Source organism: Streptomyces sp. NPDC055632, from assembly GCF_053618675.1.
This window is the reverse complement of sequence record NZ_JBSHHY010000008.1, coordinates 185,626-208,781: the sequence shown is the minus strand read 5'-3', so window position 1 is coordinate 208,781 and position 23,156 is coordinate 185,626. Positions and strand designations below refer to the sequence as shown.

Sequence of the window (23,156 nt, the reverse complement as noted above, 5' to 3'; positions counted from 1 at the left end):
AGGAACGCCCCGTCATGTCCTGGCGCCGCCCCCTGCTGCCCGCCGCCCTCTCCGCGGCCGTCCTGGTCCCGCTCCTCGCCGCCTGCTCGGCCGACTCCGGCACCGCCGCGGACAAGCCCGCGAAGGCCGCCCCCGGATTCCCGTACACCGTCACCAACTGCGGTGTGAAGAGCACCTTCCAGGCCCCGCCGAAGCGCGTGGTCACCATGAACCAGCACGTCACCGAGATCATGATCGCCCTCGGCCTGGAGAAGTCCCTCGTCGGCACCGCCTACCTCGACGACGCGGTCCTGCCCGCCTACAAGAAGGCGTACGACTCCGTCCCCGTCCTCGCGAAGGAGTACCCCTCCAAGGAGGCCCTGCTCGCCGCGAACCCCGACTTCGTCTACGGCGGTTACTCCTCCGCCTTCGACGCCAAGGACGGCCGCAGCCGCGACGACCTGAAGAAGGCGGGCATATCCACCCGCCTCAACGGCGAGTACTGCCCCTCCGGCAGGACCTCCGTGGACGACCTCTACCAGGAGGTGACCGAGGTCGGCCGCACCTTCGGCGTCCCCGACCGCGCCGAGAAGTGGATCGCCGGGGCCCGCGCCACCGTCGCCGCCAACGAGAAGCGCCTCAAGGACGTCCCGCCCGTCCCCGTCTTCGTCTACGACAGCGGCGACAAGACCGCCTTCACCGTCGGCGGCAAGGGCATCGGCAACGAGCTGATCACCCGCTCCGGCGGCCGCAACGTCTTCTCCGACCTCGACAAGGCCTTCGGCGACGCCGCCTGGGAGGAGGTCGTCGCCCGCAAGCCCGAGGTCGTCGTCATCTACGACTACGGCTCCACCACCGTCGAGCAGAAGAAGAAGCGGCTCCTCGACGACCCCGCCCTCAAGGACGTCCCCGCGATCAAGAACCGCCGGTTCGCCGTGATGCCCCTCTCCGACGCGGTCCTCGGCGTCCGCGTCCCCGACGCCGTCGACAAGCTGGCCGCCCAGCTCCACCCGGCCGCCGCCCGATGAGCACCGGGACCCGCGCCCCCGGCACCACGGAGAAGCAGACCGTTCCGGCGCGGGTCCCGCGCTCCCGGCCCCCGGCCGGCCGACTGTCCTGCCCGGCCGTCGTCGCCGGGCTCCTGCTCGCCCTGGCCGCCGCCTGCCTCGCCTCCCTCGCCCTCGGCTCCGTCCGCGTCCCGCCCGGTCAGGTGATCGACGCCCTGACCGGCCGGGCCGGGCCCTCCCCGTACCGGACGATCGTCCTCGACGTACGGCTGCCCCGGCTCCTGCTCGGCGTCGTCGTCGGCGCCGGACTCGCCGTCGTCGGCGCCGTCCTCCAGGCCCTCGTCCGCAACCGGCTCGCCGACCCCTTCCTCCTCGGGATCTCCTCCGGCGCCTCCGCCGGAGCCGTCCTCGTCCTCGTCATCGGCATCGGCGGCGGGATCACCACCACCCTCGCCCTGCCCGCCGGGGCCTTCGCCGGCGCCCTGGTCTCCCTCGTCCTCGTCTACGGACTCGCCCGGCGCGGCGGCACCATGACCGGCCCCCGGCTCGTCCTCGCCGGCGTCGCCGTCTCCTACATCCTCTCCGCCCTCACCACCCTGATCCTGGCCGCCGCCGGCCGCCCCGAGCACTTCCGCGAGGCGCTGTACTGGTCCCTCGGCGGCCTCGGCAGCGCCCGCTGGGACGTCCTCGTCCTGCCCGCCGCCGTCCTGGTCCTCGGCCTCGGCGTCCTGCTCGCCCTCGCCCGCCCGCTCGACCTGCTCCTCGTCGGCGAGGAGGACGCCACCGTCCTCGGCCTCGACACCGCCCGCTTCCGCGCCGCCGTCTTCGTCCTCGTCTCCCTCGTCACCGCCGTCATGGTCTCCGCGAGCGGCGCCGTCGGCTTCATCGGCCTCATGGCCCCGCACGCCGCCCGGCTCGCCGTCGGCGCCCCGCACCGCCGCCTCCTGCCCGTCGCCGCGCTCGGCGGCGCCCTCGCCCTGGTCCTCGCCGACCTCGGCGCCCGGACCCTCATCGCGCCCCAGGACCTCCCCGTCGGCGTCCTCACCGCCCTCGTCGGCGGCCCCTTCTTCCTCTGGCTGATGCGCCGCCGCCCCGAAGGAGCGCTCCTGTGACCGAACCGCGCCCGGAAGGGCTCCCGCCCGGAGGACCCCTCGTGACCGAACCGCGCCCGGAAGGGCTCCCGCCCCGCCCGGAGGACCCCTCGTGACCGAACTGCGCCTGGAGGGCCTCTCGTACGAGGACCGCCTCCGCTCCGTCGACCTCACCGTCCGCCCCGGCGAGACCGTCGGCCTCATCGGCCCCAACGGCAGCGGCAAGACCACCCTCCTGCGCTGCGTCTACGGCACCCTCGCCCCCACCGCCGGACGCGCCCTCCTCGACGGCGACGACCTGCGCGCCCTCGGCCCCAAGGCCCGCGCCCGCCGCGTCGCCACCGTCCCCCAGGACACCGGCACCGACTTCGAGCTCACCGTCCGCGAACTGGTCGCCCTCGGCCGCTCCCCGCACAAGCGCTTCTGGGAGGGCGACACCGCCCCCGACCGCGAGCACGCCGACGCCGCCCTCGCCCGCGTCGGCCTCACCGGCTTCGCCGACCGCCCGTACCCCACCCTCTCCGGCGGCGAGCGCCAGCGCGCCCTGGTCGCCCGCGCCCTCGTCCAGGATCCGGCCCTGCTCGTCCTCGACGAGCCCACCAACCACCTGGACATCCGCCACCAGCTCGACGTCCTCGCCCTCGTCCGCACCCTGGGCACCACCAACCTGCTCGCCCTGCACGACCTCAACCTGGCGGGGGCGTACTGCGACCGGATCTACGTCCTGGAACGGGGCCGGGTCGTCACCGGCGGCACCCCCGCCGAGGTCCTCACCCCGGCCCTCCTCGACGCCGTCTACGGCGTGGACGCGGAGGTCCTCCCGCACCCCAGGACCGGCACTCCGACCGTCGTCTACCTGCACGGTCCGGCAGGCGGTCAGGAAGCATCCACCATGTGAGATCACATTCCGGAACCCGGACCGGGAATCGATACGATGAGCCCATGGTTTCCCACGACGTGAGCGAAGAGACTCCGAGCACCGTCATGCTCGTGGCCCGCCTGCACGTCGACCTGGGCCGCCTCGCCAGCGCGATCTGTACGAGCGGAACAGCGGCCCGCGCCGCGCTCTGAGCGCCCGGCGGCGACCGGCCGAGCCTCCCTCACCGTACGATCCCCTCCGCGCGGGGCCCCCGCAGCGCGCGCCCATCACGCCACTTCCGACAGGAGCCCACGCCATGGCCATCGAGGTCCGCATCCCGACCATCCTCCGCACCTACACCGACGGCGCCAAGGCCGTCGAGGGCAACGGTGGGACCCTCGCCGAGCTGTTCGCCGACCTGGAGACCCGCCACACCGGGATCGAGGCCCGCATCGTCGACGGCGACAAGCTCCGCCGCTTCGTCAACGTCTACCTGAACGACGAGGACGTGCGCTTCCTCGACGGCATCGAGACCAAGCTCTCCGACGGCGACAGCGTCACGATCCTCCCGGCCGTGGCCGGCGGCATGGTCTGACATGCGCTACGACTCCCCGCTGGCGGCGGTCGGCAACACGCCGCTGGTCCGCCTCCCCCGGCTCTCGCCCTCGGACTCCGTCCGGATCTGGGCGAAGCTGGAGGACCGCAACCCCACCGGCTCGGTCAAGGACCGCCCCGCGCTCCACATGATCGAGCAGGCGGAGAAGGACGGCCGGCTCACCCCCGGCTGCACCATCCTGGAGCCGACCAGCGGCAACACCGGCATCTCCCTCGCCATGGCCGCCAGGCTCAAGGGCTACCGCATCGTCTGCGTCATGCCCGAGAACACCAGCGAGGAGCGGCGCCAGCTGCTCGCCATGTGGGGAGCCGAGATCGTCTCCTCCCCGGCGGCGGGCGGATCCAACACGGCGGTGCGCGTCGCCAAGGAGCTCGCCGCCGAGAACCCGTCCTGGGTGATGCTCTACCAGTACGGGAACCCCGACAACGCCGGTGCGCACTACGCCGGTACGGGCCCCGAGATCCTCGCCGACCTGCCCTCGATCACCCACTTCGTGGCCGGGCTCGGCACCACCGGCACCCTGATGGGCGTCGGCCGCTACCTGCGCGAGCACAAGCCCGACGTCAAGATCGTGGCCGCCGAGCCGCGCTACGACGACCTCGTCTACGGCCTGCGCAACCTCGACGAGGGCTTCGTACCGGAGCTGTACGACGCCTCGGTCCTCACCACCCGCTTCTCCGTCGGCTCCGCCGACGCGGTCACCCGTACCCGCGAACTCCTCCAGCAGGAGGGCATCTTCGCAGGCGTCTCCACCGGCGCGGCCCTGCACGCGGCCATCGGCGTCGGCAACAAGGCCGTCAAGGCGGGGGAGAGCGCCGACATCGCCTTCGTCGTCGCCGACGGCGGCTGGAAGTACCTGTCGACCGGCCTCTACACGGCCGCGACGACGGAAGAGGCCATCGAGACGGTCCAGGGCCAGCTCTGGGCCTGAGCCTCGCCCTTCGGCGAGACACCCCCTAGCGCGCGAGATGACGGACCCGGTCCCACAGGGCCGGGTCCACCTCTCCCACCCTCCGCCGGAAATCCGTCACCGGCACGTTCCGCAGCTCGTCCGTCTCCAGGAAGCTCGACCGCCCCCGCGCGTCGCCCACCGTCCCCGCCGGCAGCGCGATCACCCCGGGCCGCTCCTCGTGGTGCCTACTGGTGATCTTGGCGACGAGCGCGCCGCTCCCGCGCACCGCGAGCACCAGACAGGGCCGGTCCTTGGAGCCGGGCCCGTCCTCGAAGGGCACGTCGGCCCACCAGATCTCCCCGGCCTTCGGCCCCCGCCCCCCGCGCGGCTCCGCGGGCCGGGCCGGCGGCCGGGTCCGCCCCGGGGGACGGCGGGAGGAGGGGCGGCGCGGCGACCGCTTCCACCCGTCGACGAGCGCCACCACGAGCGCGAGCACCACGACCCCGACCATCACGGGCCACCACGACGTGTCCATACCGCACGACGGTACCGGCGCGCGGCTCCCTCCGCCGTGGCGGGGCGGCATCCATCCGAACCGGTGACAGAGCCCGTGAGTTCGCCCACAACCGGCCACCGCGAAGGAGCGACGGGCCCCGGTGCGCCTTACGCTCGACAGACCGCACAGCCTCCCCCTCCCCTGCGCATTCCCGCACCCGTCCACGGAGGTTCACGCTCCATGAAGCTCACCGTCGTCGGTTGCTCCGGGTCGTTCCCGTCCGCGGACTCGGCCTGTTCGAGCTACCTCGTCGAGGCCGACGGCTTCCGGCTGCTCCTCGACATGGGCAACGGCGCCCTGGGCGAGTTGCAGCGCCACATCGGTCTGTACGACCTCGACGCGATCTTCCTCAGCCATCTGCACGCCGATCACTGCATCGACATGTGCGGGTACTTCGTCGCCCGGTACTACCGGCACGAGGGCGGGCGCTGCGACGCGATCCCCGTCTTCGCGCCGGAGGGCGCCGAGCAGCGGCTGACCACGGCGTACGCGGACACGCCGTCGCCCACCGCGATGGGCGAGGTCTTCGACTTCCACACGCTGAAGTCGGGCGGTTTCGAGCTCGGCCCGTTCTCCGTCCGCACGGAGAAGGTGTGCCATCCGGTCGAGGCGTACGGCATCCGGGTCGAGCACGGCGGCCGCTCGCTCGCGTACTCCGGGGACACCGGCACCTGCGAGGCGCTGGACGAGCTGGCCGAGGGCGTCGACCTCTTCCTCTGCGAGGCCTCCTTCACCCACGGCAAGGAGGACATCCCGGACCTCCACCTCAACGGCCGCGAGGCCGGCGCCCAGGCGGCCCGCGCCGGGGTGGGCCGCCTCGTCCTCACCCACATCCCGCCGTGGACGGACGGCGAACGGAACCTGGCGGACGCGCGCGAGGTGTACGCGGGGCCGTCGGAGCTGGCGAGATCGGGCGCGGTGTACGAGGTCTGAGCACGGACACGGGGAAGGCCCCGGAACCTGGACGGTTCCGGGGCCTTGCGCTGTGCCGTACGGCTTACTTCGCCTCGGCCTTCTGCAGCTCGGCGAGCTCCTCGTCGGACTCGCGGCCCGGCGTCGGAAGGTTGAACTTGATGATCGCGAAGCGGAAGACCACGTAGTAGACCGCCGCGAAGCAGAGGCCGACCAGGGCCAGGCCCCACGGGTTGGACGCGATGCCCAGGTTCAGGAAGAAGTCCACCGCGCCGGCGGAGAAGCCGAAGCCGTCCTTCATGCCGAGGGACCAGGTCAGCGCCATCGAGACGCCGGTGAGGACCGCGTGGATCGCGTACAGGATCGGCGCGATGAACATGAAGGTGAACTCGATCGGCTCGGTCACACCGGTCACGAAGGCGGTGGCCGCGAGGGAGAACATCATGCCGCCGACGACCTTGCGGCGCTCGGGACGGGCGCAGTGGGTGATCGCGAGGCAGGCCGCCGGGAGGGCGAACATCATGATCGGGAAGAAGCCGGTCATGAACTGGCCCGCGGTCGGGTCGCCGTGCAGGAAGCGGGCGATGTCGCCGTGGTAGTCCACGCCGCCGTCGTTGTACGTGCCGGCCTGGAACCAGGGGAAGGAGTTGAGCAGGTGGTGCATGCCGATCGGGATCAGCGCGCGGTTGGCGACGCCGAAGATGCCCGCGCCGACGGCGCCCGAGCCGACGAGCCACTCGCTGAGGTTGTGCAGACCCGTGCCGAGGACCGGCCAGATCAGACCGAAGACGATGCCGACGACCAGGCCGGCGAAGGCCGACAGGATCGGGACCAGGCGGCGGCCGCCGAAGAAGCCGGCCCAGTCGGGCAGCTTGGTCCGGTAGAACTTCTGGTACAGCAGGGCGACGACTATGCCCATGACCACGCCGCCGAGGACACCGGCGTTGACGGGGGCCTCGTTCATGACGATCTTGCCGTCGACGACGGCGGCGACCTTCGGCAGGTTCTTGTCGGTGAAGGTCGCCAGGACCTTCTGGAAGACCAGGTAGCCGGTGACCGCGGCCAGGGCGGTCGAGCCGTCCGACTTCTTCGCGAAGCCGATGGCGATGCCGACGCAGAAGAGCAGCGCCATGTTGTCCAGCAGGGCGCCGCCACCGGCGGCCATGTAACCGGCGAGCTTGTTGATGAAGTCCGGGAGGGACTCCCTGCCGAGCATGTCTCCCTGGCCGAACCGGACCAGGAGCGCGGCGGCGGGCAGCACGGCGACCGGCAGCATGAGGCTGCGGCCGATGCGCTGCATGACAGCCATCGCGCCGGCGCCCTTCTTCTTCTCGGCCGCGGGAGCGGCGCTAGCCGTGGACACAACTTCCTCCAGTGGGCAAGGCGCCGCCAGAGGACAGTGAAAGGGGGTGACGGCGGCGTCTCGTGGAACGCGGTGGTCTGGACCGCGTGGTCTACACCAATGAGTGGTGTAGACCAGTTTTAGCACGCGCGACTTAGATAAGGAACCTGTGAATTCTCACCCGCTCGGACACGCTCCGTAGCGGGCACGGAAAGGCCCCCGGACCACGGGGTCCGGGGGCCTTGGGCGGGGCTCGCCGCGCGGGCGCGGCGGGGCTGCCGCGGGCTCACTTCACGTTGTCCCGCTCCATCTCCGCCTCCACCTCCTCCGGCTCGCGGCCGGGGGTCGGCAGGTCGAACTTCGTGATCGCGAACCGGAAGACCACGTAGTACACGACCGCGAAGCCCAGACCGATCGGAATGATCAGCCACGGCTTCGTCGCGAGGTTCCAGTTGATCACGTAGTCGATCAGGCCGGCCGAGAAGCTGAAGCCGTCCTTCACGCCGAGCGCCCAGGTCAGCGCCATCGAGACGCCGGTGAGCACCGCGTGGATCGCGTACAGGACCGGGGCGATGAAGAGGAACGAGTACTCCAGCGGCTCCGTGATGCCGGTGACGAACGAGGTCAGCGCCACCGACAGCATCAGACCGCCGACCTCCTTGCGCCGGTGCGGCTTGGCGCAGTGGGTGATCGCCAGCGCGGCGGCCGGAAGCGCGAACATCATGATCGGGAAGAAGCCCGTCAGGAACTGGCCCGCCTCCGGGTCGCCCGCCAGGAACATGGGGATGTCGCCGTGCACCACCGTGCCGTCCGGCTTCGTGTACGTGCCGAACTGGAACCAGATCGGCACGTTGAGGAACTGGTGGAGGCCGATGACGAGCAGCGCCCGGTTCGCCACGCCGAAGATGCCCGAACCCCACGCGCCGAGCCCGACCAGCCAGTCGCTGAAGCTCTCCAGGGCGTCGCCGATCGGCGGCCAGACCCACAGGCAGAGCGCGGCGAACACGATCGCCACGAACGTCATGATGATCGGGACGAGACGGCGGCCGTTGAAGAAGCCCAGCCAGTCGACCAGCTTCGTCCGGTGGAACCGCTGCCACAGGTACGCGGTGAGCAGACCCATGACGATGCCGCCGAAGACGCCGGGGTTCTGGTACGTGTACTCGGCGAAGGCGTCGTCCGCGCCCAGGCAGCCGCCGCCGATGTCCCGCGTCCCCTCCGGGCAGTCCTTCGGGAACTGCTGGAGCACCGTGTAGTAGACGAGGAAGCCGACCACCGCCGCGAGCGCCGTCGAACCGTCCGCCTTCTTCGCCATGCCGATCGCGACGCCGATGCAGAACAGCAGCGGCAGACCGAGGCCGCCGTCGAGCAGCGCGCCGCCCGCGCCCGCCATCACCTTGGCGACGTTGTCCCAGCCGAGGCCGTCCGCGCCGAAGACGTCCGGCTGCCCGAGCCGGTTGATGATGCCGGCGGCCGGCAGGACGGCGATGGGGAGCTGGAGGCTGCGCCCCATCTTCTGGAGGCCCTGGAAGAGACCGCTGCCCCAGGACTTCTTCCGCGCGGCCGCTGCGCTGTCGCTACTCATGGGCGTCCTCCCTGCCCGGAACAAGCCGGGTGCGCGTCTCGTTGCGCACTGGTGTAGACCAGTTGCGATAGGCTCCGGGAGCCCGCTGAGGACAGGCCGCCGGTGATCGTCATCATTCGGCAGAACGGCTGCACTCGCTCGCGAAGTTGGGCCAACCGTGGGTTACCGTGTCAAAGCGGACCGCAGGTGCGCCGAGATTCGCGTCCTCGCGAACGGAACGGACAGGGAGAGACACATGGCCACCAAGGCTGAGAAGATCGTCGCCGGGCTCGGCGGCATCGAGAACATCGAAGAGGTCGAAGGCTGCATCACCCGCCTGCGCACCGAGGTCGTGGACCCCGCCCTCGTCGACGAGGCCGCCCTGAAGGCCGCCGGCGCCCACGGCGTCGTGAAGATGGGCACCGCCATCCAGGTCGTCATCGGCACCGACGCGGACCCGATCGCCGCGGACATCGAAGACATGATGTGAGGACCTGATGCGAGCGACCGACTCGCATCGGCAGGGGCCCGTTCCGGCAGGGGAACGGGCCCCTCGCCGTGTCCGGCGGACCGGGGCCGGGTCCGCCGGACCCGCCCCCGCCGTATCCGGCCACCCGGACGCCGACGCGGAACGGACCCCTCCCCGCACCCCGCTAGGCTCGACCCATGTCTCGCATCGACGGCCGTACCCCCGAACAGCTCCGCCCCGTCACCATCGAACGCGGATGGAGCAAGCACGCCGAGGGCTCCGTCCTCATCTCCTTCGGCGACACCAAGGTCTTCTGCACCGCCTCCGTCACCGAGGGCGTCCCGCGCTGGCGCAAGGGCAGCGGTGAGGGCTGGGTCACCGGGGAGTACTCCATGCTGCCCCGCTCCACCAACACCCGCGGCGACCGCGAGTCCGTCCGCGGCAAGATCGGCGGCCGCACCCACGAGATCTCCCGCCTCATCGGCCGCTCCCTGCGCGCCGTCATCGACTACAAGGCGCTCGGCGAGAACACGATCGTCCTCGACTGCGACGTCCTCCAGGCCGACGGCGGCACCCGCACCGCCGCCATCACCGGCGCGTACGTCGCCCTCGCCGACGCCGTCGCCTGGGCCCAGTCCAAGAAGCTGGTGAAGGCCGGCCGCAAGCCCCTCACCGGCACCGTCGCCGCCGTCTCCGTCGGCATCGTCGACGGCGTCCCGCTCCTCGACCTCTGCTACGAGGAGGACGTCCGCGCCGACACCGACATGAACGTCGTCTGCACCGGCGACGGCCGCTTCGTCGAGGTCCAGGGCACCGCCGAGGCCGAGCCCTTCGACCGCAAGGAGCTCAACGCCCTCCTCGACCTGGCCTCCGGCGGCTGCGCCGACCTGGCCGAGATCCAGCGCAAGGCCCTCGACGGAACCCTCTGAGGAACCCGCCGAGGAATCCCCCGAGGAACCCTCCCGGACGCCACGGCGTCCTGACGGACAACGGGCGCGCGGATACGATCCGTGCGCCCACCCGTCCCACCCAGGGGGAGGACCCACCTTGAAGCGCCGCATCGCACTCGCCGTGGCCACGGCCGCCACGCTCACCACCGTCCTGAGCGGCTGCGCGGCCCTCGACACCGCCATGGACTGCGTCAAGACCGCCGACGCGATAGCCACCTCGGTCAACAAGCTCCAGCAGGCCGTGTCCAACGCCTCGAACGACCCGACGCAGATCGAGGAGTCCCTGACCTCGATCTCCACCGAGCTGGGCAACCTCAAGAACACCACCGACAACGCGGACCTCTCCAAGGCCGTCGACGACCTCACCAAGGGCGTCGACTCCGTCCGCACGGCGGTGAAGAACGGCGACACCACCCCGGACATCACCCCCATCACCAACGCGGCGGGCGAGGTCACGAAGGTCTGCACGCCGGGCTGACCGTGCTGGTGACGGCGACGGCCCACGAGGGGAGACCGGCCGGTTCCGGCACGACCGTCGTCTCGTAGCCTGTCGGCGTGACCCGCCGTACACCGCCGCGACCAGTCGACGTCGAGCAGCTGTTTCCCGAGGTGGCGCCCCTCCGGAAGGAGACCGTCCGGCTCCATCCGCGCGTGGGCGAGCCGACGCGCGGAGACAGTTCGGTGGGAGGCCCGCTGCTGTGGCCGGCCGACGAGGACTGGCCACTGTGCCCCGAGCACGAGGGTTCGCCGATGGTGCCGGTCGTGCAGATCCACCGCACCGACGTTCCGGACGTAGTCCCGTTTCCCGATGGATGCGATCTGCTCCAGGTCCTGTGGTGCCCGCGGAAGCACAGCGGCCACCGCTGGGTCGTTCCGCATGTCCGATGGCGGGCGGCGGCCTCGGTCGGGAAGGTGCTGGAGACTCCGCCGAGCCCGGCGGAGCGGTGGGAGAACCACGTCCCGCGCCCGTGCGTGGTCCATCCCGAGCTGGTGACGGAGTACCCCTACTGGGACCTCCACGGCGACATGTGGGACGAGTTGGAGTTCCGGTTCCTGGACCTGGACCTGGAGACGGGCTGGGACTACCAGAGCCACCTCTCCGTCGCGCCGGGCACGAAACTGGTCGGATATCCCGGCTGGTGCCAGGAGTCGGACTGGCCGGAGTGCTCCGAATGCGGCAGGAGGATGGAACACCTGCTGACACTGGAGAGCACGGAAGCCGACGCCGTGTCCCGCCGCGCCTGGACCCCGATCGAAGACGGGCACACGGCCTACGAAGGGCCCGGCCTGGTCCTGGGCGACCTGGGCGGTGTCTACCTGTTCGAATGCCATGACTGCCCCGGACGCCCCTTCACGTACCGCTACGACTGCCCGTAGCGCATGAGGGCCTGCGCGGGGACGTGAGGGCCTGGGCACCGGATGCGGTCCACGACACCTGCCCCGGGATAATCAAGGGCATGACCCGTCTGATCCTCGCCACCCGCAACGCGGGCAAGATCACCGAACTCCACGCGATCCTCGCCGACGCGGGCCTCGACCTCGAACTCGTCGGCGCGGACGCGTACCCGGAGGTGCCCGACGTCAAGGAGACCGGCGTCACCTTCGCGGAGAACGCGCTCCTCAAGGCCCACGCCCTCGCGCGGGCCACCGGCCTGCCCGCCGTCGCCGACGACTCGGGCCTCTGCGTCGACGTCCTCAACGGCGCCCCGGGCATCTTCTCCGCCCGCTGGTCCGGCACCCACGGAGACGACCGCGCCAACCTGGACCTGCTCCTGGCCCAGCTCTCCGACATCGCGGACGAACACCGCGGCGCCCACTTCGCCTGCGCCGCCGCCCTGGCCCTCCCGGACGGCACGGAACGCGTCGTCGAGGGCACCATGCCGGGCACCCTCCGCCACACCCCCGCCGGCACCAACGGCTTCGGCTACGACCCGATCCTCCAGCCCGAGGGCCACACCGTCACCTGCGCGGAACTGACCCCGGCCGAGAAGAACGCGATCAGCCACCGCGGCAAGGCGTTCCGCGCGCTGGTGCCGGTGGTGAAGGAGCTGCTGGGCTGAAGCATCCCCGCAGGCACGGAAAAGGACCGCCCCGAAGGGCGGTCCTTTTTCGGAACCGTGCGGCCGGAGGGACTCGAACCCTCACGGGTGTTACCCCACTGGGACCTAAACCCAGCGTGACTGCCAATTCCACCACGGCCGCTCGCGCGACCATCGTAGTGGCCGCCGGGGCGCCCGTGGCAGGGGCGTCAGAACTTCGGTTCCGGCGCCCGGGCCATCACCATCTCCGCCGCCTCCTCCGGGGTCTCCACCGACGGGGGCGAGCCCTCCAGGGGCTGTCGGGCCGTCTCCTTCATGCAGGCCACGGCGATGACGCCGACGAGGGCCGCGCCCATCGCGTAGTACGCCGGCATCAGGTTGTCGCCGGTCGCGCCGATCAGGGCCGTGATCACGAGGGGGGTCGTGCCGCCGAAGAGGGACGTGGAGAGGTTGTAGCCCACCGAGAGGGAGCCGTAGCGGACGTCCGTCGGGAAGAGGGCCGGGAGCGCCGCCGACATCGTGCCGAGCATGCAGACGAGCGACAGGCCGAGCATCAGCATGCCCGCCGTGATCGCCGGGATCCCGCCCCGGCCGATCAGCAGGAACGCCGGCAGGGAGAGGAAGAGGAAGCCCAGCATGCCCGCCATCAGGACCGGCTTGCGGCCGAAGCGGTCGTTCAGCTTGCCCACCCGGGTGATGACCAGGATCAGGATCACCATCACCAGGAGCAGGATCAGCAGACCGTGCGTCTCGCTGTAGCCGAGCTCGTCCGAGAGGTACGTCGGCATGTACGACAGGACCATGTAGTCGGTGATGTTGTACGCGCCCACCAGCGCCACGCACAGCAGCAGCATCGGCCACTGCTGCCGGAAGATCTTCGCCAGGTCGCCCTTGGTCGTGGTCTCCACCGCGTCCGCCGCCTCCGACGGGTGCGCCGCGTCGGACTCCAGGCGCTGGAAGGCCGGCGTCTCGTCGAGCCGCATCCGCAGGTAGAGGCCGACCAGGCCCAGCGGCCCCGCCACCAGGAACGGCACGCGCCAGCCCCACGCCTCCATCGTGTCGGAGCCGAGCCACGCGGTGAGCGCCGTCACCAGGCCGGCCGCGCCGACGTACCCCGCCAGGGTGCCGACCTCCAGGAAGCTGCCGAAGTAGCCCCGGCGCCGGTCGGGCGCGTACTCGGCGATGAAGGTCGAGGCCCCGCCGTACTCACCGCCCGTCGAGAAGCCCTGGAGCATCCGGAAGGCGATCAGGAGCGCCGGGGCCCAGAAGCCGATCGAGGCGTACGACGGGATCAGGCCGATCGCAAAGGTGCCGGCCGCCATCAGGATCATGGTCAGCGCGAGGACCTTCTTGCGGCCGAGCCGGTCGCCCATCGGGCCGAAGAACATGCCGCCGAGCGGGCGGACCAGGAAGGCGACGGCGAAGGTCGCGAACGACGACAGGAGCTGGACCGTGTCGTTCCCGGACGGGAAGAAGACGTGCCCGAGGGTGACGGCGAGATAGGCGTAGACGCCGAAGTCGAACCACTCCATGGCGTTGCCGAGCGAGGCCGCCTTCACGGCCCGCTTGACCGCCGCCTCGTCCGTCACCGTGATGTCGGTCCGCCGCAGCCTGGGCTGCTTGCGCCGGCTGACGGCCCTGAAGAGCCGTGGGTGGCGTCTCAGGGCCTCGGGGTCGGCCGCGGGGTCGTTGTCGGTGGCCGGCATGACCGTCAGTCCTCTCTGCGGGAAACACACACAAGAGGCTCTTCTGCGCGGTCGTGGCTTTCGCAAACGGGGATCGGCCGCAAGTGCGATCCCCGTCACATCCCGGGGCGGGTGTCAGGCCTCGACGCCCAGGTCCCGGATGATCTTGGCGACGTGGCCGGTGGCCTTCACGTTGTAGAGGGCGCGCTCGACCCTGCCCTCCTCGTCGACGACCACGGTGGAGCGGATCACGCCCGTCACCGTCTTGCCGTACAGCTTCTTCTCGCCGAAGGCGCCGTACGCCTCCAGGACCTTCTTCTCCGGGTCGCCGACCAGGGTGACCTTCAGGTCCTCCTTCTCGCGGAACTTCGCCAGCTTCTCCGGCTTGTCCGGGGACACGCCGATGACGTCGTACCCCGCGCCCGCGAGCAGCTCCAGGTTGTCGGTGAAGTCGCAGGCCTGCTTGGTGCAGCCGGGGGTGAGGGCGGCGGGGTAGAAGTAGACGATGACCTTGCGGCCCCGGTGGTCCGCGAGGGAGACCTCGTTGCCGTCCGCGTCGGGCAGGGTGAAGGCGGGGGCGGTGTCGCCGGGCTGCAGTCGCTCGCTCATGGCTCTCCTCGGGAAACGTTCGCGTACGCGTCCAGAGCCTAATGGGGGTCTGGGGCGACCCTTCGGCGGCGGAACTGACAGACTGTCCATCAACGACCGGATCACGACGATCACGGCGATCACGACTACGGAGGCAGTGCGGTGTCGGACGCCAGGACCCCTGCGCAGATCGAGGCGGACATCGTCCGCCGACGCGAGCAGCTCGCCGTCACTCTCGACGAGATCGGCATTCGGGTGCACCCGAAGACGATCATCGGGGACGCCAGGGCGAAGGTGGCCTCGACGGTCGACCAGACCGCCGGCCGCGCCTTCGTCGCCGTCAACCGGGTCGTCTCGGACGTGAAGGCCCACCTGACCCACGCGGACGGCGCGCCCCGTCTGGACCGCGTGGTCCCGGCGGCGCTCGCGGTCGTCGCCGTCGTCGGGCTGATCGCCGTGGCCGGCCGCAAGGGCAAGGGGTGACGGTCCCGGCGTCAGCGGTGCGGACGCCACCGGTGCGGCCGGTGATCACGGCTCCCGGGCGCGGGCGACACGCCCGGGCGGGTAGGTTCACCCCGTGAGCGAGAACACCCACGACAAGCTGCCCATCCGGATGCTCCACGACCGGGTCCTGGTCCGTACCGACTCCCCGGAGGGAGAGCGGCGTTCGGGCGGCGGCATCCTGATCCCGGCGACCGCCGCCGTCGGCCGTCGCCTCGCCTGGGCCGAGGTGGTCGCGATCGGTCAGAACGTCCGTACCGTCGAGACCGGCGACCGGGTCCTGTACGACCCCGAGGACCGCGCCGAGGTCGAGGTGCGGGGCGTCGCGTACGTCCTGATGCGGGAGCGCGACCTGCACGCGGTGGCGGCGGACCGGTTCCAGGGGACGTCCGACTCGACCGGGCTCTATCTGTAGGACCGGCCTCTATCTGTAGGACCGGGCTCTATTCGTAGGACCGGCCTCTATCCATATGCGGGCGAACCTCCACGAGGCCCCGGTGACCATGGTCACCGGGGCCTCCGCCCTTTCTTTGCTAGCCTGGAAGGACCCCGACGAGACGCGCCGTACCGGGCACACGACAAGACGACGCACCCCTGTTGTTCCGTCTCACGGAGGTGCTGTCGTCATGGCCTGGATCCTGCTCGTCGTCGCGGGTCTGCTGGAAGTCGCCTGGTCGATCGGGATGAAGTACACCGAGGGCTTCACCCGTCTCTGGCCGAGCGTGTTCACCGGCGCCGGGATCGTCGTCTCCATGGTGCTGCTGTCGCAGGCCGCCAAGACCCTGCCGATCGGTACGGCGTACGGCGTGTGGGTCGGCATCGGCGCGGCCGGTGCGGCGGTGTTCGGCATGGTGGTCCTGGGGGAGCCGGCGACCGCCGCCCGGATCTTCTTCGTCTGTCTGCTGCTCGTGGCCGTGGTGGGTCTGAAGGCGACCTCGGGTCACTGACCGTCCCGCCGGTCGCCGGGCGTGCCCCGTTCGGCGGTACGGGGGAGGGCGGGGGTGCCGTGGCCGGGACGCGCGCCGGGCCCCGGGCGGATGCTCCACGCGCCCGGTCCGACGCCCCGCGCGCCCGGGTCGGCGTTTCGGCCGTCCTGGCCGGGGCCCCGGGCCGGGACCGGGACCGGCGCCGCCTCCGGGCCCGCCTCCCCGGTCACGTACTCCTCCAGGCCGTCCGCGCTCGGCGTCGGCGTCGGTGACGCGGACGCCGGTCCTCCGGCCTCCACCCCCGGCATCAGCCGGAGTTCGAACTCCCGAGGGGGCGTTCCGGCCAGGGCCGCGCGGGTGAAGCGGCCCCAGATCTCGGCGGGCGCCCCGCCCCCGGCGACCCGGTCCACGCCGAGCGCCCCGTAGAGCGGTTTCTGGTGGCCCGTCTCGGGGTCCTGGCCCATCAGCGCGACGACCGTCGCGAGTTCCGGGGTGTAGCCCGCGAACCAGGCGGCCTTGTCGTCCTCCGCCGTGCCCGTCTTGCCCGCCGCCGGGCGTCCGGCGGTCTGCGCGGCCGTTCCCGTGCCCGTCTCGACGACGCTCCTGAGGATCGACGTGGTGGTGTCGGCGGCCTCGCGGGTCACCGCCTGCCGGGCCCGGGGCGCCGCCAGCGCCAGCCTCTCGCCGCCCCGGGAGACGTCCTCCACCAGGGTGTACGCGCCGAGCCTGCCGTGGGCGGCGAGCGTCGCGTACGCCGTGGCCATGTCGAGGACGCTGGCGGTGGCCGCGCCGAGTGCGATGGAGGGGGAGGCGGTGAGGTCGGGGGTGGAGCCGGGCAGGCCGAGGGAGATCGCGGTCCCGCGCACGTGTGCGGGGCCGACGTCGACGGCCATCTGGGCGTACACGGCGTTCACCGACAGGTCGGTGGCGGTGCCGACGGGGATCACGCCGTAGCTCGCGTCGTCCTCGTTGGCCGGGTCGTACGGGCCGCCGCTCCAGCCCTCCACCGGGCGCCGGTTGGTCCCGTCGTACAGCGTGGACGGGGTGATCGGCCGGCCCTGCTGGGTCTGGGCGCCGCTCTGGACGGCGGCGGTGAAGACGAAGGGCTTGAAGGTGGAGCCGACCTGGTAGTCGCGGCGGGTGGCGTTGTTGACGTACTGGCGGGTGTAGTCGATCCCGCCGTACATCGCGAGGACCCGGCCGTTCGCCGGGTCGACGGCCGCCGCCCCGACGCGCACGAAGCGGTCGGCGGGGTTGCGGTCCGGGTCGAGCCGGGAGACGACCCGGTCCTCGACGGCCTCGGCGAGGGCCTCCTGCTTGTCGGGCTCCAGGGTGGTGGTGATCCGGAAGCCGCCGCCGGCGAGGGTCTTCTCGTCGACGATCCCGCGGCCGGTCAGGTACTCCTCGACGGCCTGGACGACGTAACCGCGCTGTCCGGACAGGGCGCTGACGGGGCGTGCGGTCTGCGGGTCGGGGAAGCGGAGGGCGGCGCGGCCGGCCCGGTCGAGCCAGCCCTCGGTGACCATGCCGTCGAGGACGTAGTGCCAGCGGGCGACGGCCTTGGCGCGGTTCTCGGGGTGGGTGATGACGTCGTAGGCGCTGGGGGCCTTGAGCAGGGAGGCGAGGTACGCGCCCTCGGCGGTGTCGAGCCGCTCGACGTCCTTGCCGTAGTAGGCGCGGGCGGCGGCCTGCACGCCGTACGCGTTGCGTCCGAAGTAGCTGGTGTTCAGGTAGCCCTGGAGGATGTCCTGCTTGCTCTTCTCGCGGCCGAGCCTGATCGCGATGAAGAACTCCTTGGCCTTGCGGCTGAGGGTCTGCTCCTGGCCCAGGTAGTAGTTCTTGACGTACTGCTGGGTGATGGTGGAGCCGGACTGGCGGCCCTTGCCGGTGACGGTGTTCCAGGCGGCGCGGACCATCGCCTTGGGGTCGACGGCCCGGGAGGTGGCGAAGTCGCGCTCCTCGGCGGCGAGGACGGCCCGCTGGAGGGTGAGCGGGACCCGGTCGAGCCGGACGCTCTCGCGGTTGACCTCGCCGTCGCGGGCGAGCGGGGTGCCGTCCCGGTAGAGGTAGACGTTGGACTGGGCGACGGCTGCGGCGTTGGCGGGCGGGATCTCCACCAGGAGGTATCCGGCGGCGAGGGCGCCGGCGAGGAGCAGGGTGCCGAGGAGCAGCGCGCCGAGGAGGCGGCGGAGGAAGCGCCGGAAGGGGCCGCGGCGGCGGTGCCGGCGGCGGGGCGCGGGCGCGGAGACGGCCACCCGCACGGGCGGGCGCAGGGTGGGATCCCTCGGCTCCCAGCCCGGGGGGGAGGTCCGGGGGGTGCCGCTCGGGTCGCTCGTACCGGAGCCGGTGCCGGGACTTGTGCCGGAGTCCGTGCCGGGGCTCGTACCGGGGCCCGCGCCCGGGTTCGTACCGGAGGGAGGGGACGAGGAAGGGGACATGGCATCCCATATTGCCCGTAATGCACCAAAAGTCATGAAAGCGACTCGAAGATAACGCGCCGCGAATGTGACGAGAAAACGGGTCGCGTCGGACATGGCACGCCCACTAGGGTCGTGCGCTTCGCCTCCGTCCACCCCCTCGGAGTCCACCCCTCGGAAAGGGATCCCCATGCTGCGGCTGTACGCGACGGTGGCCGCGGGAGGGTTCCGGCGCTACGCCACCTACCGGGTGGCGACGGCGGCGGGCGTCTTCACCAACAGCGTCTTCGGCCTCGTCCTCTCCTACACGTACATCGCCCTCTGGGACGAACGGCCCCACCTCGGCGGCTACTCCATGGACGACGCCCTCGCCTACGTGTGGATCGGGCAGGCCCTGCTCACCGTCTGCGGCCTGATGGGCGGCGGCTTCGAGGAGGAGCTGATCGAGCGGATCAGGACCGGGGACATCGCCGTCGACCTCTACCGCCCCGCCGACCTCCAGGCCTGGTGGTTCTCGGCCAACGCCGGCCGGGCCGCCTTCCAGCTCCTCGGCCGGGGCGTCGCCCCGATGACGCTCGGCGCGCTCGTCTTCGGCTTCACCCTGCCGTCCGGGCCCGGCGGCTGGGCGGCGTTCCTGCTCGCGGTGGTCCTGGGCTCGGTGGTCGGCTTCGCGCTCTGGTACCTGGTGGCGATGAGCGCGTTCTGGCTGCTCGACGGCCAGGGCGTGATGCAGGTGGCCTGGCTGGGCGGCCTGTTCTTCTCCGGGATGCTGCTCCCGCTGAACGTCTTCCCGGGCGCCCTGGGCGAGATCGCCCGGATGCTGCCCTGGGCCTCCCTCCTCCAGGTCCCGGCCGACGTCTACCTGGCGAGGTACGAGGGCTGGGAGCTGGCGGGGGCGTACGCCTTCCAGGGCTGCTGGGCCCTGGCGCTGCTCGGCACGGGCCGGGCGGTGCAGGCGATGGCGACGCGGAAGGTGGTGGTGCAGGGTGGCTGAGACGACGACCACGATCCCCGTCACGGGCACGGGGGACGACCCGTCCCGTACGCAGGGCGAACCGGACGACCCGTCCCGCACCTACGACGGCCTCGGCGACGCCCTCCGCACCTACCGGATGGTGGCGGCCATGTGGATCCGCTCCACGATGGCGTACCGCCTCTCCTTCGCCCTGACCCTCTTCAACAGCTTCTGCGTCACCTTCTTCGACTTCGTCGTCATCCTCCTGATGTTCGGCCAGGTGAAGGGGCTCGGCGGCTTCTCCTTCGCGGAGGTCGCCTTCCTGTACGGGACGGCCGGCACCGCCTTCGGGACCGCGGACCTGACGGTGGGTTCGCTCCAGCGGATGGGCAGGCGGGTCAGGGACGGCTCGCTCGACACCTTCCTGATGCGCCCGGCGCCGCTGCTCGCGCAGGTCGCGGCGGACAAGTTCGCGCTGCGCCGCTTCGGCCGGGTCGCGCAGGCGCTGCTCGTCCTGGTCTGGAGCCTGGTCCTGCTCGACGTGGACTGGACGCCGGTGAAGGTCGTGCTGCTGCCGGTGACGGTGGTCTGCGGGGCGGTGATCTTCGGCGCGGTGATGGTGATCGGCGCGTCCGCGCTCTTCTGGCTCCAGGACGCGGCCGAGGTCACGAACGCCTTCACGTACGGCGGGAACACCCTCCTCCAGTACCCGCCGTCGATCTTCGCGCAGGAGCTGGTCCGGGGCGTGGTGTACGTGGTGCCGCTGGCGTTCGTGAGCTGGCTGCCCGCCCTGTACGTGCTCGGCCGGCCGGCCCCGGCGGGGGTGCCGGACTGGGCGGCGTTCGCGTCGCCCCCGGTGGCGCTCGTCTGCTGCGGGGTTGCGGGCCTCGCCTGGCGGGCGGGGATCCGCTCATACCGATCGACAGGAAGCTGAGGACTCCGGGATGTCGTCCACCGAACCCTTCATCCATCTGGACGGGCTGGAGAAGACCTTCACGGTCCGCCGCAGGGCGGGCCTGGTCCGCCGCGAGAAGCGGGAGGTCCGGGCGGTCGACGGGATCTCGTTCGGGGTGGAGCGCGGCGAGATGGTCGGCTACATCGGCCCCAACGGGGCCGGGAAGTCCACCACCATCAAGATGCTGACCGGCATCCTCACCCCCAGCGGCGGCCGGCTGCGGGTCGCGGGCATCGACCCGTCCCGCGAGCGCACCCGCCTCGCCCGGCGGATAGGGGTGGTCTTCGGGCAGCGGACCACGCTCTGGTGGGACCTGCCGCTGAGGGACTCGTACACGCTGATGCACCGCATGTACCGCATTCCGGACGCCCGCTACCGCGAGAACCTGGACCGCTGCGTGGACCTCCTGGACCTGGGGGAACTCCTCGACGTGCCGGTGCGGCAGCTCTCGCTCGGGCAGCGGATGCGCGGCGACATCGCGGCGGCGCTGCTGCACGACCCGGAGGTGCTGTACCTGGACGAGCCGACGATCGGCCTGGACGTGGTGTCGAAGGCGAAGGTGCGGGAGTTCCTGAGGGACCTGAACGAGGAGCGGGGCACGACGGTCCTCCTGACCACCCACGACCTGACCGACATCGAGCAGCTCTGCTCCCGGGTGATGGTCATCGACCACGGACGCCTGATGTACGACGGCGAACTGTCCGGCCTGCACGAGGTGGGGGAGAGCGAACGGCTCCTGGTGGTGGACCTGGAGCGCGAGCTGCCCCCGATCGAGGTGCCCGGGGCCCGCTTCGTACGGGCGGAGGGCCCCCGGCAGTGGCTCGCCTTCCCGGCGGCGGAATCGGCGGCCCCGCTGGTCGCCGCGGTGGCCGCCGCGCATCCGCTCGTCGACCTGTCGGTGCGGGAACCGGACATCGAGGCGGTGATCGCGAAGATGTACGGGGGAACTCGGGAGGAGCGCCGGGAGTCCCTGAGGTAGGAGGTCGACGCATGGTGAGTTTCTCGTACACGGCCGCGGACGAGGAGAAGAGCAGGGGCGTCCGGCGCATGAAGGCGCTGGCGACGTCCCTGCTGCTCCTCGTGGCGGTGATCTACGCGCTGGCGACGTGGGCGCGGAACTCCGGGGCGGGAGCCTGGGCGGGGTACGTCGCGGCGGCGGCGGAGGCGGGGATGGTGGGCGCGCTCGCGGACTGGTTCGCGGTGACGGCCCTCTTCCGGCACCCGCTGGGCCTGCCGATCCCGCACACGGCGATCATCCCGAAGAAGAAGGACCAGCTGGGCACGTCCCTCGGCGCCTTCGTCGGCGAGAACTTCCTCTCCGCCGACGTCGTACGGGGCAGGCTGACCGCCCTGGGCATCGGCCGCCGCCTGGGCGCCTGGCTGGCGGAACCGACGCACGCCGACCGGGTGGTCGCGGAGCTGTCCACGGCCCTGCGGGGCGCGCTGACGGTCCTGCGGGACGCGGACGTGCAGGCGGTGGTGGGGGAGGCGATCACCCGGCGGGCGGAGGCGGTGGAGATCGCGCCGCCCCTGGGCAAGACGCTGGAGAAGGTGGTCGACGACGGGGCGCACCGCCGGGCGGTGGACCTGATCTGCACCCGGGCCCACGACTGGCTGGTCACCCACGGGGACTCGGTGATGGACGCGGTCCAGGGCGGGGCGCCGGGCTGGACGCCGCGCTTCGTGGACAAGCGGATCGGCGAGCGCGTCTACAAGGAGCTGCTCCGCTTCGTCACGGAGATGCGGGACATGCCGGGGCACCCGGCGCGCGGGGCGATCGACCGCTTCCTGGCGGACTTCGCGGTCGAGCTCCAGTCGGACACGGACACCCGGGTCCGCGTCGAGCGCCTGAAGTCGGACCTGCTGGCCCGCCCGGAGGTCCAGGACATCATCGCCTCGGCGTGGTCGTCGGTCCGCTCCCTGATCATCGCGGCGGCGGAGGACGACCACAGCCAGCTCCGCCTGCGCGCCCGCGCCTCCCTGATCTCCCTGGGCCGGCGCCTCTCCTCGGACACCCGCCTCCAGGCGAAGGTCGACGGCTGGGCGGAGGACGCGGCGGCGTACCTCGTCACCACCTACCGCGACGAGATCACGTCCCTGATCACGGACACGGTCGCGGGCTGGGACGCCACCCAGACCTCGAAGAAGATCGAGGCGAACATCGGCCGCGACCTGCAGTTCATCCGCATCAACGGGACGGTGGTGGGGGCGCTTGCGGGGCTGCTGATCTATACGGTGAGCCACGGGCTGGGGGGCTAGCCCCTGCGGGGGCCTACCGGTGCGGGGCTCGGGTCCCGGTGGACCGGGGCCTCGGGCCCCGTTCCCTCGGGCCCTGTCTCCTCGGGTCCTGCCTCCTCGGGCCCTGTCTCCTCGGGCTCAGTCCTTGTCGCGGGTGACGGCCAGGGCGGACGGCTTCAGTCCTCGTCGCGGGCGGCTTCTTCAGCCCTTGTCGCGGGTGACGGCCCAGGAGGCGGCGGCGACGGCCCCGGCGACGGAGAAGACGGCGGGCCAGGCCCCGATCTTCTTCGCGAGCGGGTGCGACCCGGCGAACGCGGCGACGTAGGCGGACGTCAGCCCCACGGAGGCCTTCGCCCCGCCCACCCGCTGCCACTCCCGGGCGGCCACCCCACCGGCCACGGCGAGCACGGCCCCACCGAGCGGCCGCTTCTTGGTCCACCGGGCGACGGCGTACCCGCCGACGAGTCCGGCGGCGGCGGTGAGGGGGGAGGGGATGCGGGGCATGAGGCCACCTCTTGTTCGAATCGACGTCTCTCCGCACGAGCCTAACCAGGGCCCCGCAGAGACGAGGTCGCCCCCCGGACCTCTTGCAGGCCGATGCCGTGGACGGATGCC

At 71.7% G+C, this 23,156-nt stretch carries 26 protein-coding genes, 1 tRNA gene and 1 riboswitch; of the genes, 19 read left to right on the top strand and 8 right to left on the bottom strand.

All coding sequences use genetic code 11. The annotated features are described in order from the left end of the window. Positions 1 to 14 precede the first annotated feature (14 nt). The 6 genes from ACWGSR_RS14285 (at position 15) to ACWGSR_RS14260 (ending at position 4,483) form a co-directional block, all read left to right on the top strand. Positions 15 to 1,007 (top strand): ABC transporter substrate-binding protein, encoded by a 993-nt coding sequence (locus tag ACWGSR_RS14285; protein ID WP_453566461.1) that lies wholly within the window; start codon positions 15 to 17, stop codon positions 1,005 to 1,007. After that, complete coding sequence (locus ACWGSR_RS14280) at positions 1,004 to 2,098, top strand: FecCD family ABC transporter permease (protein WP_453566459.1); 1,095 nt, start codon at positions 1,004 to 1,006, stop codon at positions 2,096 to 2,098. Before ACWGSR_RS14285 ends, ACWGSR_RS14280 begins: the two co-directional genes overlap by 4 nt. A gap of 91 nt (positions 2,099 to 2,189) precedes the next feature. Further along, positions 2,190 to 2,975 (top strand): ABC transporter ATP-binding protein, encoded by a 786-nt coding sequence (locus ACWGSR_RS14275; RefSeq protein ID WP_376231367.1) that lies wholly within the window; start codon positions 2,190 to 2,192, stop codon positions 2,973 to 2,975. Positions 2,976 to 3,019: 44 nt separating this feature from the next. Then, a complete protein-coding gene (locus ACWGSR_RS14270) occupies positions 3,020 to 3,148 on the top strand; it encodes a putative leader peptide (RefSeq protein ID WP_376231368.1) in 129 nt (42 codons plus the stop codon). Positions 3,149 to 3,252: 104 nt separating this feature from the next. Next, on the top strand, positions 3,253 to 3,531 hold the full coding sequence (locus ACWGSR_RS14265; protein ID WP_383314570.1) for a MoaD/ThiS family protein: 279 nt from the start codon (positions 3,253 to 3,255) through the stop codon (positions 3,529 to 3,531). Position 3,532: 1 nt separating this feature from the next. Beyond that, a complete protein-coding gene (locus ACWGSR_RS14260) occupies positions 3,533 to 4,483 on the top strand; it encodes a PLP-dependent cysteine synthase family protein (RefSeq protein ID WP_376231372.1) in 951 nt (316 codons plus the stop codon). A gap of 25 nt (positions 4,484 to 4,508) precedes the next feature. Here the strand turns inward: ACWGSR_RS14260 and ACWGSR_RS14255 are convergent, their stop codons facing one another. Further along, a complete protein-coding gene (locus ACWGSR_RS14255) occupies positions 4,509 to 4,979 on the bottom strand; it encodes a type II toxin-antitoxin system PemK/MazF family toxin (RefSeq protein ID WP_453566455.1) in 471 nt (156 codons plus the stop codon). A 201-nt stretch (positions 4,980 to 5,180) separates the two neighbouring features. On the opposite strand from ACWGSR_RS14255, the gene ACWGSR_RS14250 reads away from it, so the two are divergent. Then, entirely contained in the window at positions 5,181 to 5,933 is a 753-nt protein-coding gene (locus ACWGSR_RS14250) for an MBL fold metallo-hydrolase (RefSeq protein ID WP_376231375.1), read from the top strand. A 64-nt stretch (positions 5,934 to 5,997) separates the two neighbouring features. Here ACWGSR_RS14250 and ACWGSR_RS14245 read toward each other — a convergent pair whose 3' ends face one another. Both ACWGSR_RS14245 and ACWGSR_RS14240 read right to left on the bottom strand, forming a co-directional pair. Continuing rightward, complete coding sequence (locus ACWGSR_RS14245) at positions 5,998 to 7,275, bottom strand: PTS transporter subunit EIIC (RefSeq protein ID WP_376231377.1); 1,278 nt, start codon at positions 7,273 to 7,275, stop codon at positions 5,998 to 6,000. A gap of 265 nt (positions 7,276 to 7,540) precedes the next feature. Beyond that, entirely contained in the window at positions 7,541 to 8,839 is a 1,299-nt protein-coding gene (locus ACWGSR_RS14240) for a PTS transporter subunit EIIC (RefSeq protein ID WP_453566451.1), read from the bottom strand. Between the two features lie 235 nt (positions 8,840 to 9,074). Here ACWGSR_RS14240 and ACWGSR_RS14235 point away from each other — a divergent pair, with 235 nt between their 5' ends. The 5 genes from ACWGSR_RS14235 to rdgB all read left to right on the top strand — a co-directional run bounded on the left by ACWGSR_RS14235 (position 9,075) and on the right by rdgB (position 12,297). Beyond that, positions 9,075 to 9,308 (top strand): glucose PTS transporter subunit EIIB, encoded by a 234-nt coding sequence (locus ACWGSR_RS14235; protein ID WP_030210103.1) that lies wholly within the window; start codon positions 9,075 to 9,077, stop codon positions 9,306 to 9,308. Positions 9,309 to 9,484: 176 nt separating this feature from the next. Then, entirely contained in the window at positions 9,485 to 10,216 is a 732-nt protein-coding gene (gene rph / locus ACWGSR_RS14230) for a ribonuclease PH (RefSeq protein WP_062755292.1), read from the top strand. 118 nt (positions 10,217 to 10,334) lie between these two features. Next, positions 10,335 to 10,715 carry a hypothetical protein gene (locus tag ACWGSR_RS14225; protein WP_376231383.1) on the top strand — a complete coding sequence of 127 codons (381 nt, stop codon included), beginning with the start codon at positions 10,335 to 10,337 and terminating at the stop codon, positions 10,713 to 10,715. Positions 10,716 to 10,792: 77 nt separating this feature from the next. Beyond that, positions 10,793 to 11,614, top strand: a complete 822-nt coding sequence (locus ACWGSR_RS14220; RefSeq protein ID WP_453566449.1) for a DUF1963 domain-containing protein — start codon at positions 10,793 to 10,795, stop codon at positions 11,612 to 11,614. Positions 11,615 to 11,694: 80 nt separating this feature from the next. Then, complete coding sequence (gene rdgB, locus ACWGSR_RS14215) at positions 11,695 to 12,297, top strand: RdgB/HAM1 family non-canonical purine NTP pyrophosphatase (RefSeq protein ID WP_376231384.1); 603 nt, start codon at positions 11,695 to 11,697, stop codon at positions 12,295 to 12,297. Positions 12,298 to 12,355: 58 nt separating this feature from the next. Here the strand turns inward: rdgB and ACWGSR_RS14210 are convergent. The 3 genes from ACWGSR_RS14210 to bcp form a co-directional block, all read right to left on the bottom strand. Continuing rightward, a tRNA-Leu gene (locus ACWGSR_RS14210) sits at positions 12,356 to 12,439 on the bottom strand. 46 nt (positions 12,440 to 12,485) lie between these two features. Continuing rightward, positions 12,486 to 13,982 carry a glycine betaine/L-proline transporter ProP gene (proP, locus tag ACWGSR_RS14205; protein ID WP_453566446.1) on the bottom strand — a complete coding sequence of 499 codons (1,497 nt, stop codon included), beginning with the start codon at positions 13,980 to 13,982 and terminating at the stop codon, positions 12,486 to 12,488. A gap of 114 nt (positions 13,983 to 14,096) precedes the next feature. After that, positions 14,097 to 14,570 (bottom strand): thioredoxin-dependent thiol peroxidase, encoded by a 474-nt coding sequence (gene bcp, locus ACWGSR_RS14200; RefSeq protein WP_376231388.1) that lies wholly within the window; start codon positions 14,568 to 14,570, stop codon positions 14,097 to 14,099. Between the two features lie 141 nt (positions 14,571 to 14,711). Here bcp and ACWGSR_RS14195 point away from each other — a divergent pair, with 141 nt between their 5' ends. The 3 genes from ACWGSR_RS14195 to ACWGSR_RS14185 all read left to right on the top strand — a co-directional run bounded on the left by ACWGSR_RS14195 (position 14,712) and on the right by ACWGSR_RS14185 (position 15,997). After that, complete coding sequence (locus ACWGSR_RS14195; RefSeq protein WP_376231390.1) at positions 14,712 to 15,032, top strand: DUF3618 domain-containing protein; 321 nt, start codon at positions 14,712 to 14,714, stop codon at positions 15,030 to 15,032. A gap of 94 nt (positions 15,033 to 15,126) precedes the next feature. Further along, positions 15,127 to 15,465: a GroES family chaperonin gene (locus tag ACWGSR_RS14190; protein ID WP_030210124.1), complete on the top strand. Its 339-nt coding sequence runs from the start codon at positions 15,127 to 15,129 to the stop codon at positions 15,463 to 15,465. Positions 15,466 to 15,582: 117 nt separating this feature from the next. Continuing rightward, positions 15,583 to 15,643: riboswitch (guanidine-III (ykkC-III) riboswitch) on the top strand. Between the two features lie 33 nt (positions 15,644 to 15,676). Beyond that, positions 15,677 to 15,997, top strand: a complete 321-nt coding sequence (locus ACWGSR_RS14185) for a DMT family transporter (RefSeq protein WP_376231391.1) — start codon at positions 15,677 to 15,679, stop codon at positions 15,995 to 15,997. On the opposite strand, the gene ACWGSR_RS14180 is transcribed toward ACWGSR_RS14185, so the two are convergent. Continuing rightward, on the bottom strand, positions 15,991 to 18,414 hold the full coding sequence (locus ACWGSR_RS14180) for a transglycosylase domain-containing protein (protein ID WP_453566442.1): 2,424 nt from the start codon (positions 18,412 to 18,414) through the stop codon (positions 15,991 to 15,993). The genes ACWGSR_RS14185 and ACWGSR_RS14180 overlap by 7 nt on opposite strands. A gap of 172 nt (positions 18,415 to 18,586) precedes the next feature. On the opposite strand from ACWGSR_RS14180, the gene ACWGSR_RS14175 reads away from it, so the two are divergent. Genes ACWGSR_RS14175 through ACWGSR_RS14160 form a run of 4 tightly spaced genes read left to right on the top strand, consistent with a single transcriptional unit; the run spans position 18,587 to position 22,562 of the window. Then, positions 18,587 to 19,387: an ABC transporter permease gene (locus ACWGSR_RS14175; protein ID WP_453566530.1), complete on the top strand. Its 801-nt coding sequence runs from the start codon at positions 18,587 to 18,589 to the stop codon at positions 19,385 to 19,387. Continuing rightward, positions 19,380 to 20,282 carry an ABC transporter permease gene (locus ACWGSR_RS14170; protein WP_453566439.1) on the top strand — a complete coding sequence of 301 codons (903 nt, stop codon included), beginning with the start codon at positions 19,380 to 19,382 and terminating at the stop codon, positions 20,280 to 20,282. Before ACWGSR_RS14175 ends, ACWGSR_RS14170 begins: the two co-directional genes overlap by 8 nt. A 10-nt stretch (positions 20,283 to 20,292) precedes the next feature. After that, positions 20,293 to 21,282: an ABC transporter ATP-binding protein gene (locus ACWGSR_RS14165; protein WP_376231395.1), complete on the top strand. Its 990-nt coding sequence runs from the start codon at positions 20,293 to 20,295 to the stop codon at positions 21,280 to 21,282. Positions 21,283 to 21,293: 11 nt separating this feature from the next. Further along, positions 21,294 to 22,562: a DUF445 domain-containing protein gene (locus ACWGSR_RS14160; protein ID WP_453566437.1), complete on the top strand. Its 1,269-nt coding sequence runs from the start codon at positions 21,294 to 21,296 to the stop codon at positions 22,560 to 22,562. A 180-nt stretch (positions 22,563 to 22,742) separates the two neighbouring features. Here ACWGSR_RS14160 and ACWGSR_RS14155 read toward each other — a convergent pair whose 3' ends face one another. Further along, positions 22,743 to 23,045 carry a hypothetical protein gene (locus tag ACWGSR_RS14155; protein ID WP_030210142.1) on the bottom strand — a complete coding sequence of 101 codons (303 nt, stop codon included), beginning with the start codon at positions 23,043 to 23,045 and terminating at the stop codon, positions 22,743 to 22,745. Between the last annotated feature and the right edge of the window lie 111 nt (positions 23,046 to 23,156).

Bases quoted from the DNA above. Each gene is read 5' to 3' on its own strand.
- ACWGSR_RS14255 (WP_453566455.1), bottom strand. From the start codon at position 4,979: ATGGACACGTCGTGGTGGCCCGTGATGGTCGGGGTCGTGGTGCTCGCG.
- ACWGSR_RS14235 (WP_030210103.1), top strand. From the start codon at position 9,075: ATGGCCACCAAGGCTGAGAAGATCGTCGCCGGGCTCGGCGGCATCGAG.
- ACWGSR_RS14165 (WP_376231395.1), top strand. From the start codon at position 20,293: ATGTCGTCCACCGAACCCTTCATCCATCTGGACGGGCTGGAGAAGACC.
- rph (WP_062755292.1), top strand. From the start codon at position 9,485: ATGTCTCGCATCGACGGCCGTACCCCCGAACAGCTCCGCCCCGTCACC.
- rdgB (WP_376231384.1), top strand. From the start codon at position 11,695: ATGACCCGTCTGATCCTCGCCACCCGCAACGCGGGCAAGATCACCGAA.
- ACWGSR_RS14185 (WP_376231391.1), top strand. From the start codon at position 15,677: ATGGCCTGGATCCTGCTCGTCGTCGCGGGTCTGCTGGAAGTCGCCTGG.
- ACWGSR_RS14270 (WP_376231368.1), top strand. From the start codon at position 3,020: ATGGTTTCCCACGACGTGAGCGAAGAGACTCCGAGCACCGTCATGCTC.
- ACWGSR_RS14180 (WP_453566442.1), bottom strand. From the start codon at position 18,414: ATGTCCCCTTCCTCGTCCCCTCCCTCCGGTACGAACCCGGGCGCGGGC.
- ACWGSR_RS14280 (WP_453566459.1), top strand. From the start codon at position 1,004: ATGAGCACCGGGACCCGCGCCCCCGGCACCACGGAGAAGCAGACCGTT.
- ACWGSR_RS14155 (WP_030210142.1), bottom strand. From the start codon at position 23,045: ATGCCCCGCATCCCCTCCCCCCTCACCGCCGCCGCCGGACTCGTCGGC.
- ACWGSR_RS14265 (WP_383314570.1), top strand. From the start codon at position 3,253: ATGGCCATCGAGGTCCGCATCCCGACCATCCTCCGCACCTACACCGAC.
- ACWGSR_RS14240 (WP_453566451.1), bottom strand. From the start codon at position 8,839: ATGAGTAGCGACAGCGCAGCGGCCGCGCGGAAGAAGTCCTGGGGCAGC.
- proP (WP_453566446.1), bottom strand. From the start codon at position 13,982: ATGCCGGCCACCGACAACGACCCCGCGGCCGACCCCGAGGCCCTGAGA.
- ACWGSR_RS14260 (WP_376231372.1), top strand. From the start codon at position 3,533: ATGCGCTACGACTCCCCGCTGGCGGCGGTCGGCAACACGCCGCTGGTC.
- ACWGSR_RS14250 (WP_376231375.1), top strand. From the start codon at position 5,181: ATGAAGCTCACCGTCGTCGGTTGCTCCGGGTCGTTCCCGTCCGCGGAC.
- bcp (WP_376231388.1), bottom strand. From the start codon at position 14,570: ATGAGCGAGCGACTGCAGCCCGGCGACACCGCCCCCGCCTTCACCCTG.
- ACWGSR_RS14160 (WP_453566437.1), top strand. From the start codon at position 21,294: ATGGTGAGTTTCTCGTACACGGCCGCGGACGAGGAGAAGAGCAGGGGC.
- ACWGSR_RS14285 (WP_453566461.1), top strand. From the start codon at position 15: ATGTCCTGGCGCCGCCCCCTGCTGCCCGCCGCCCTCTCCGCGGCCGTC.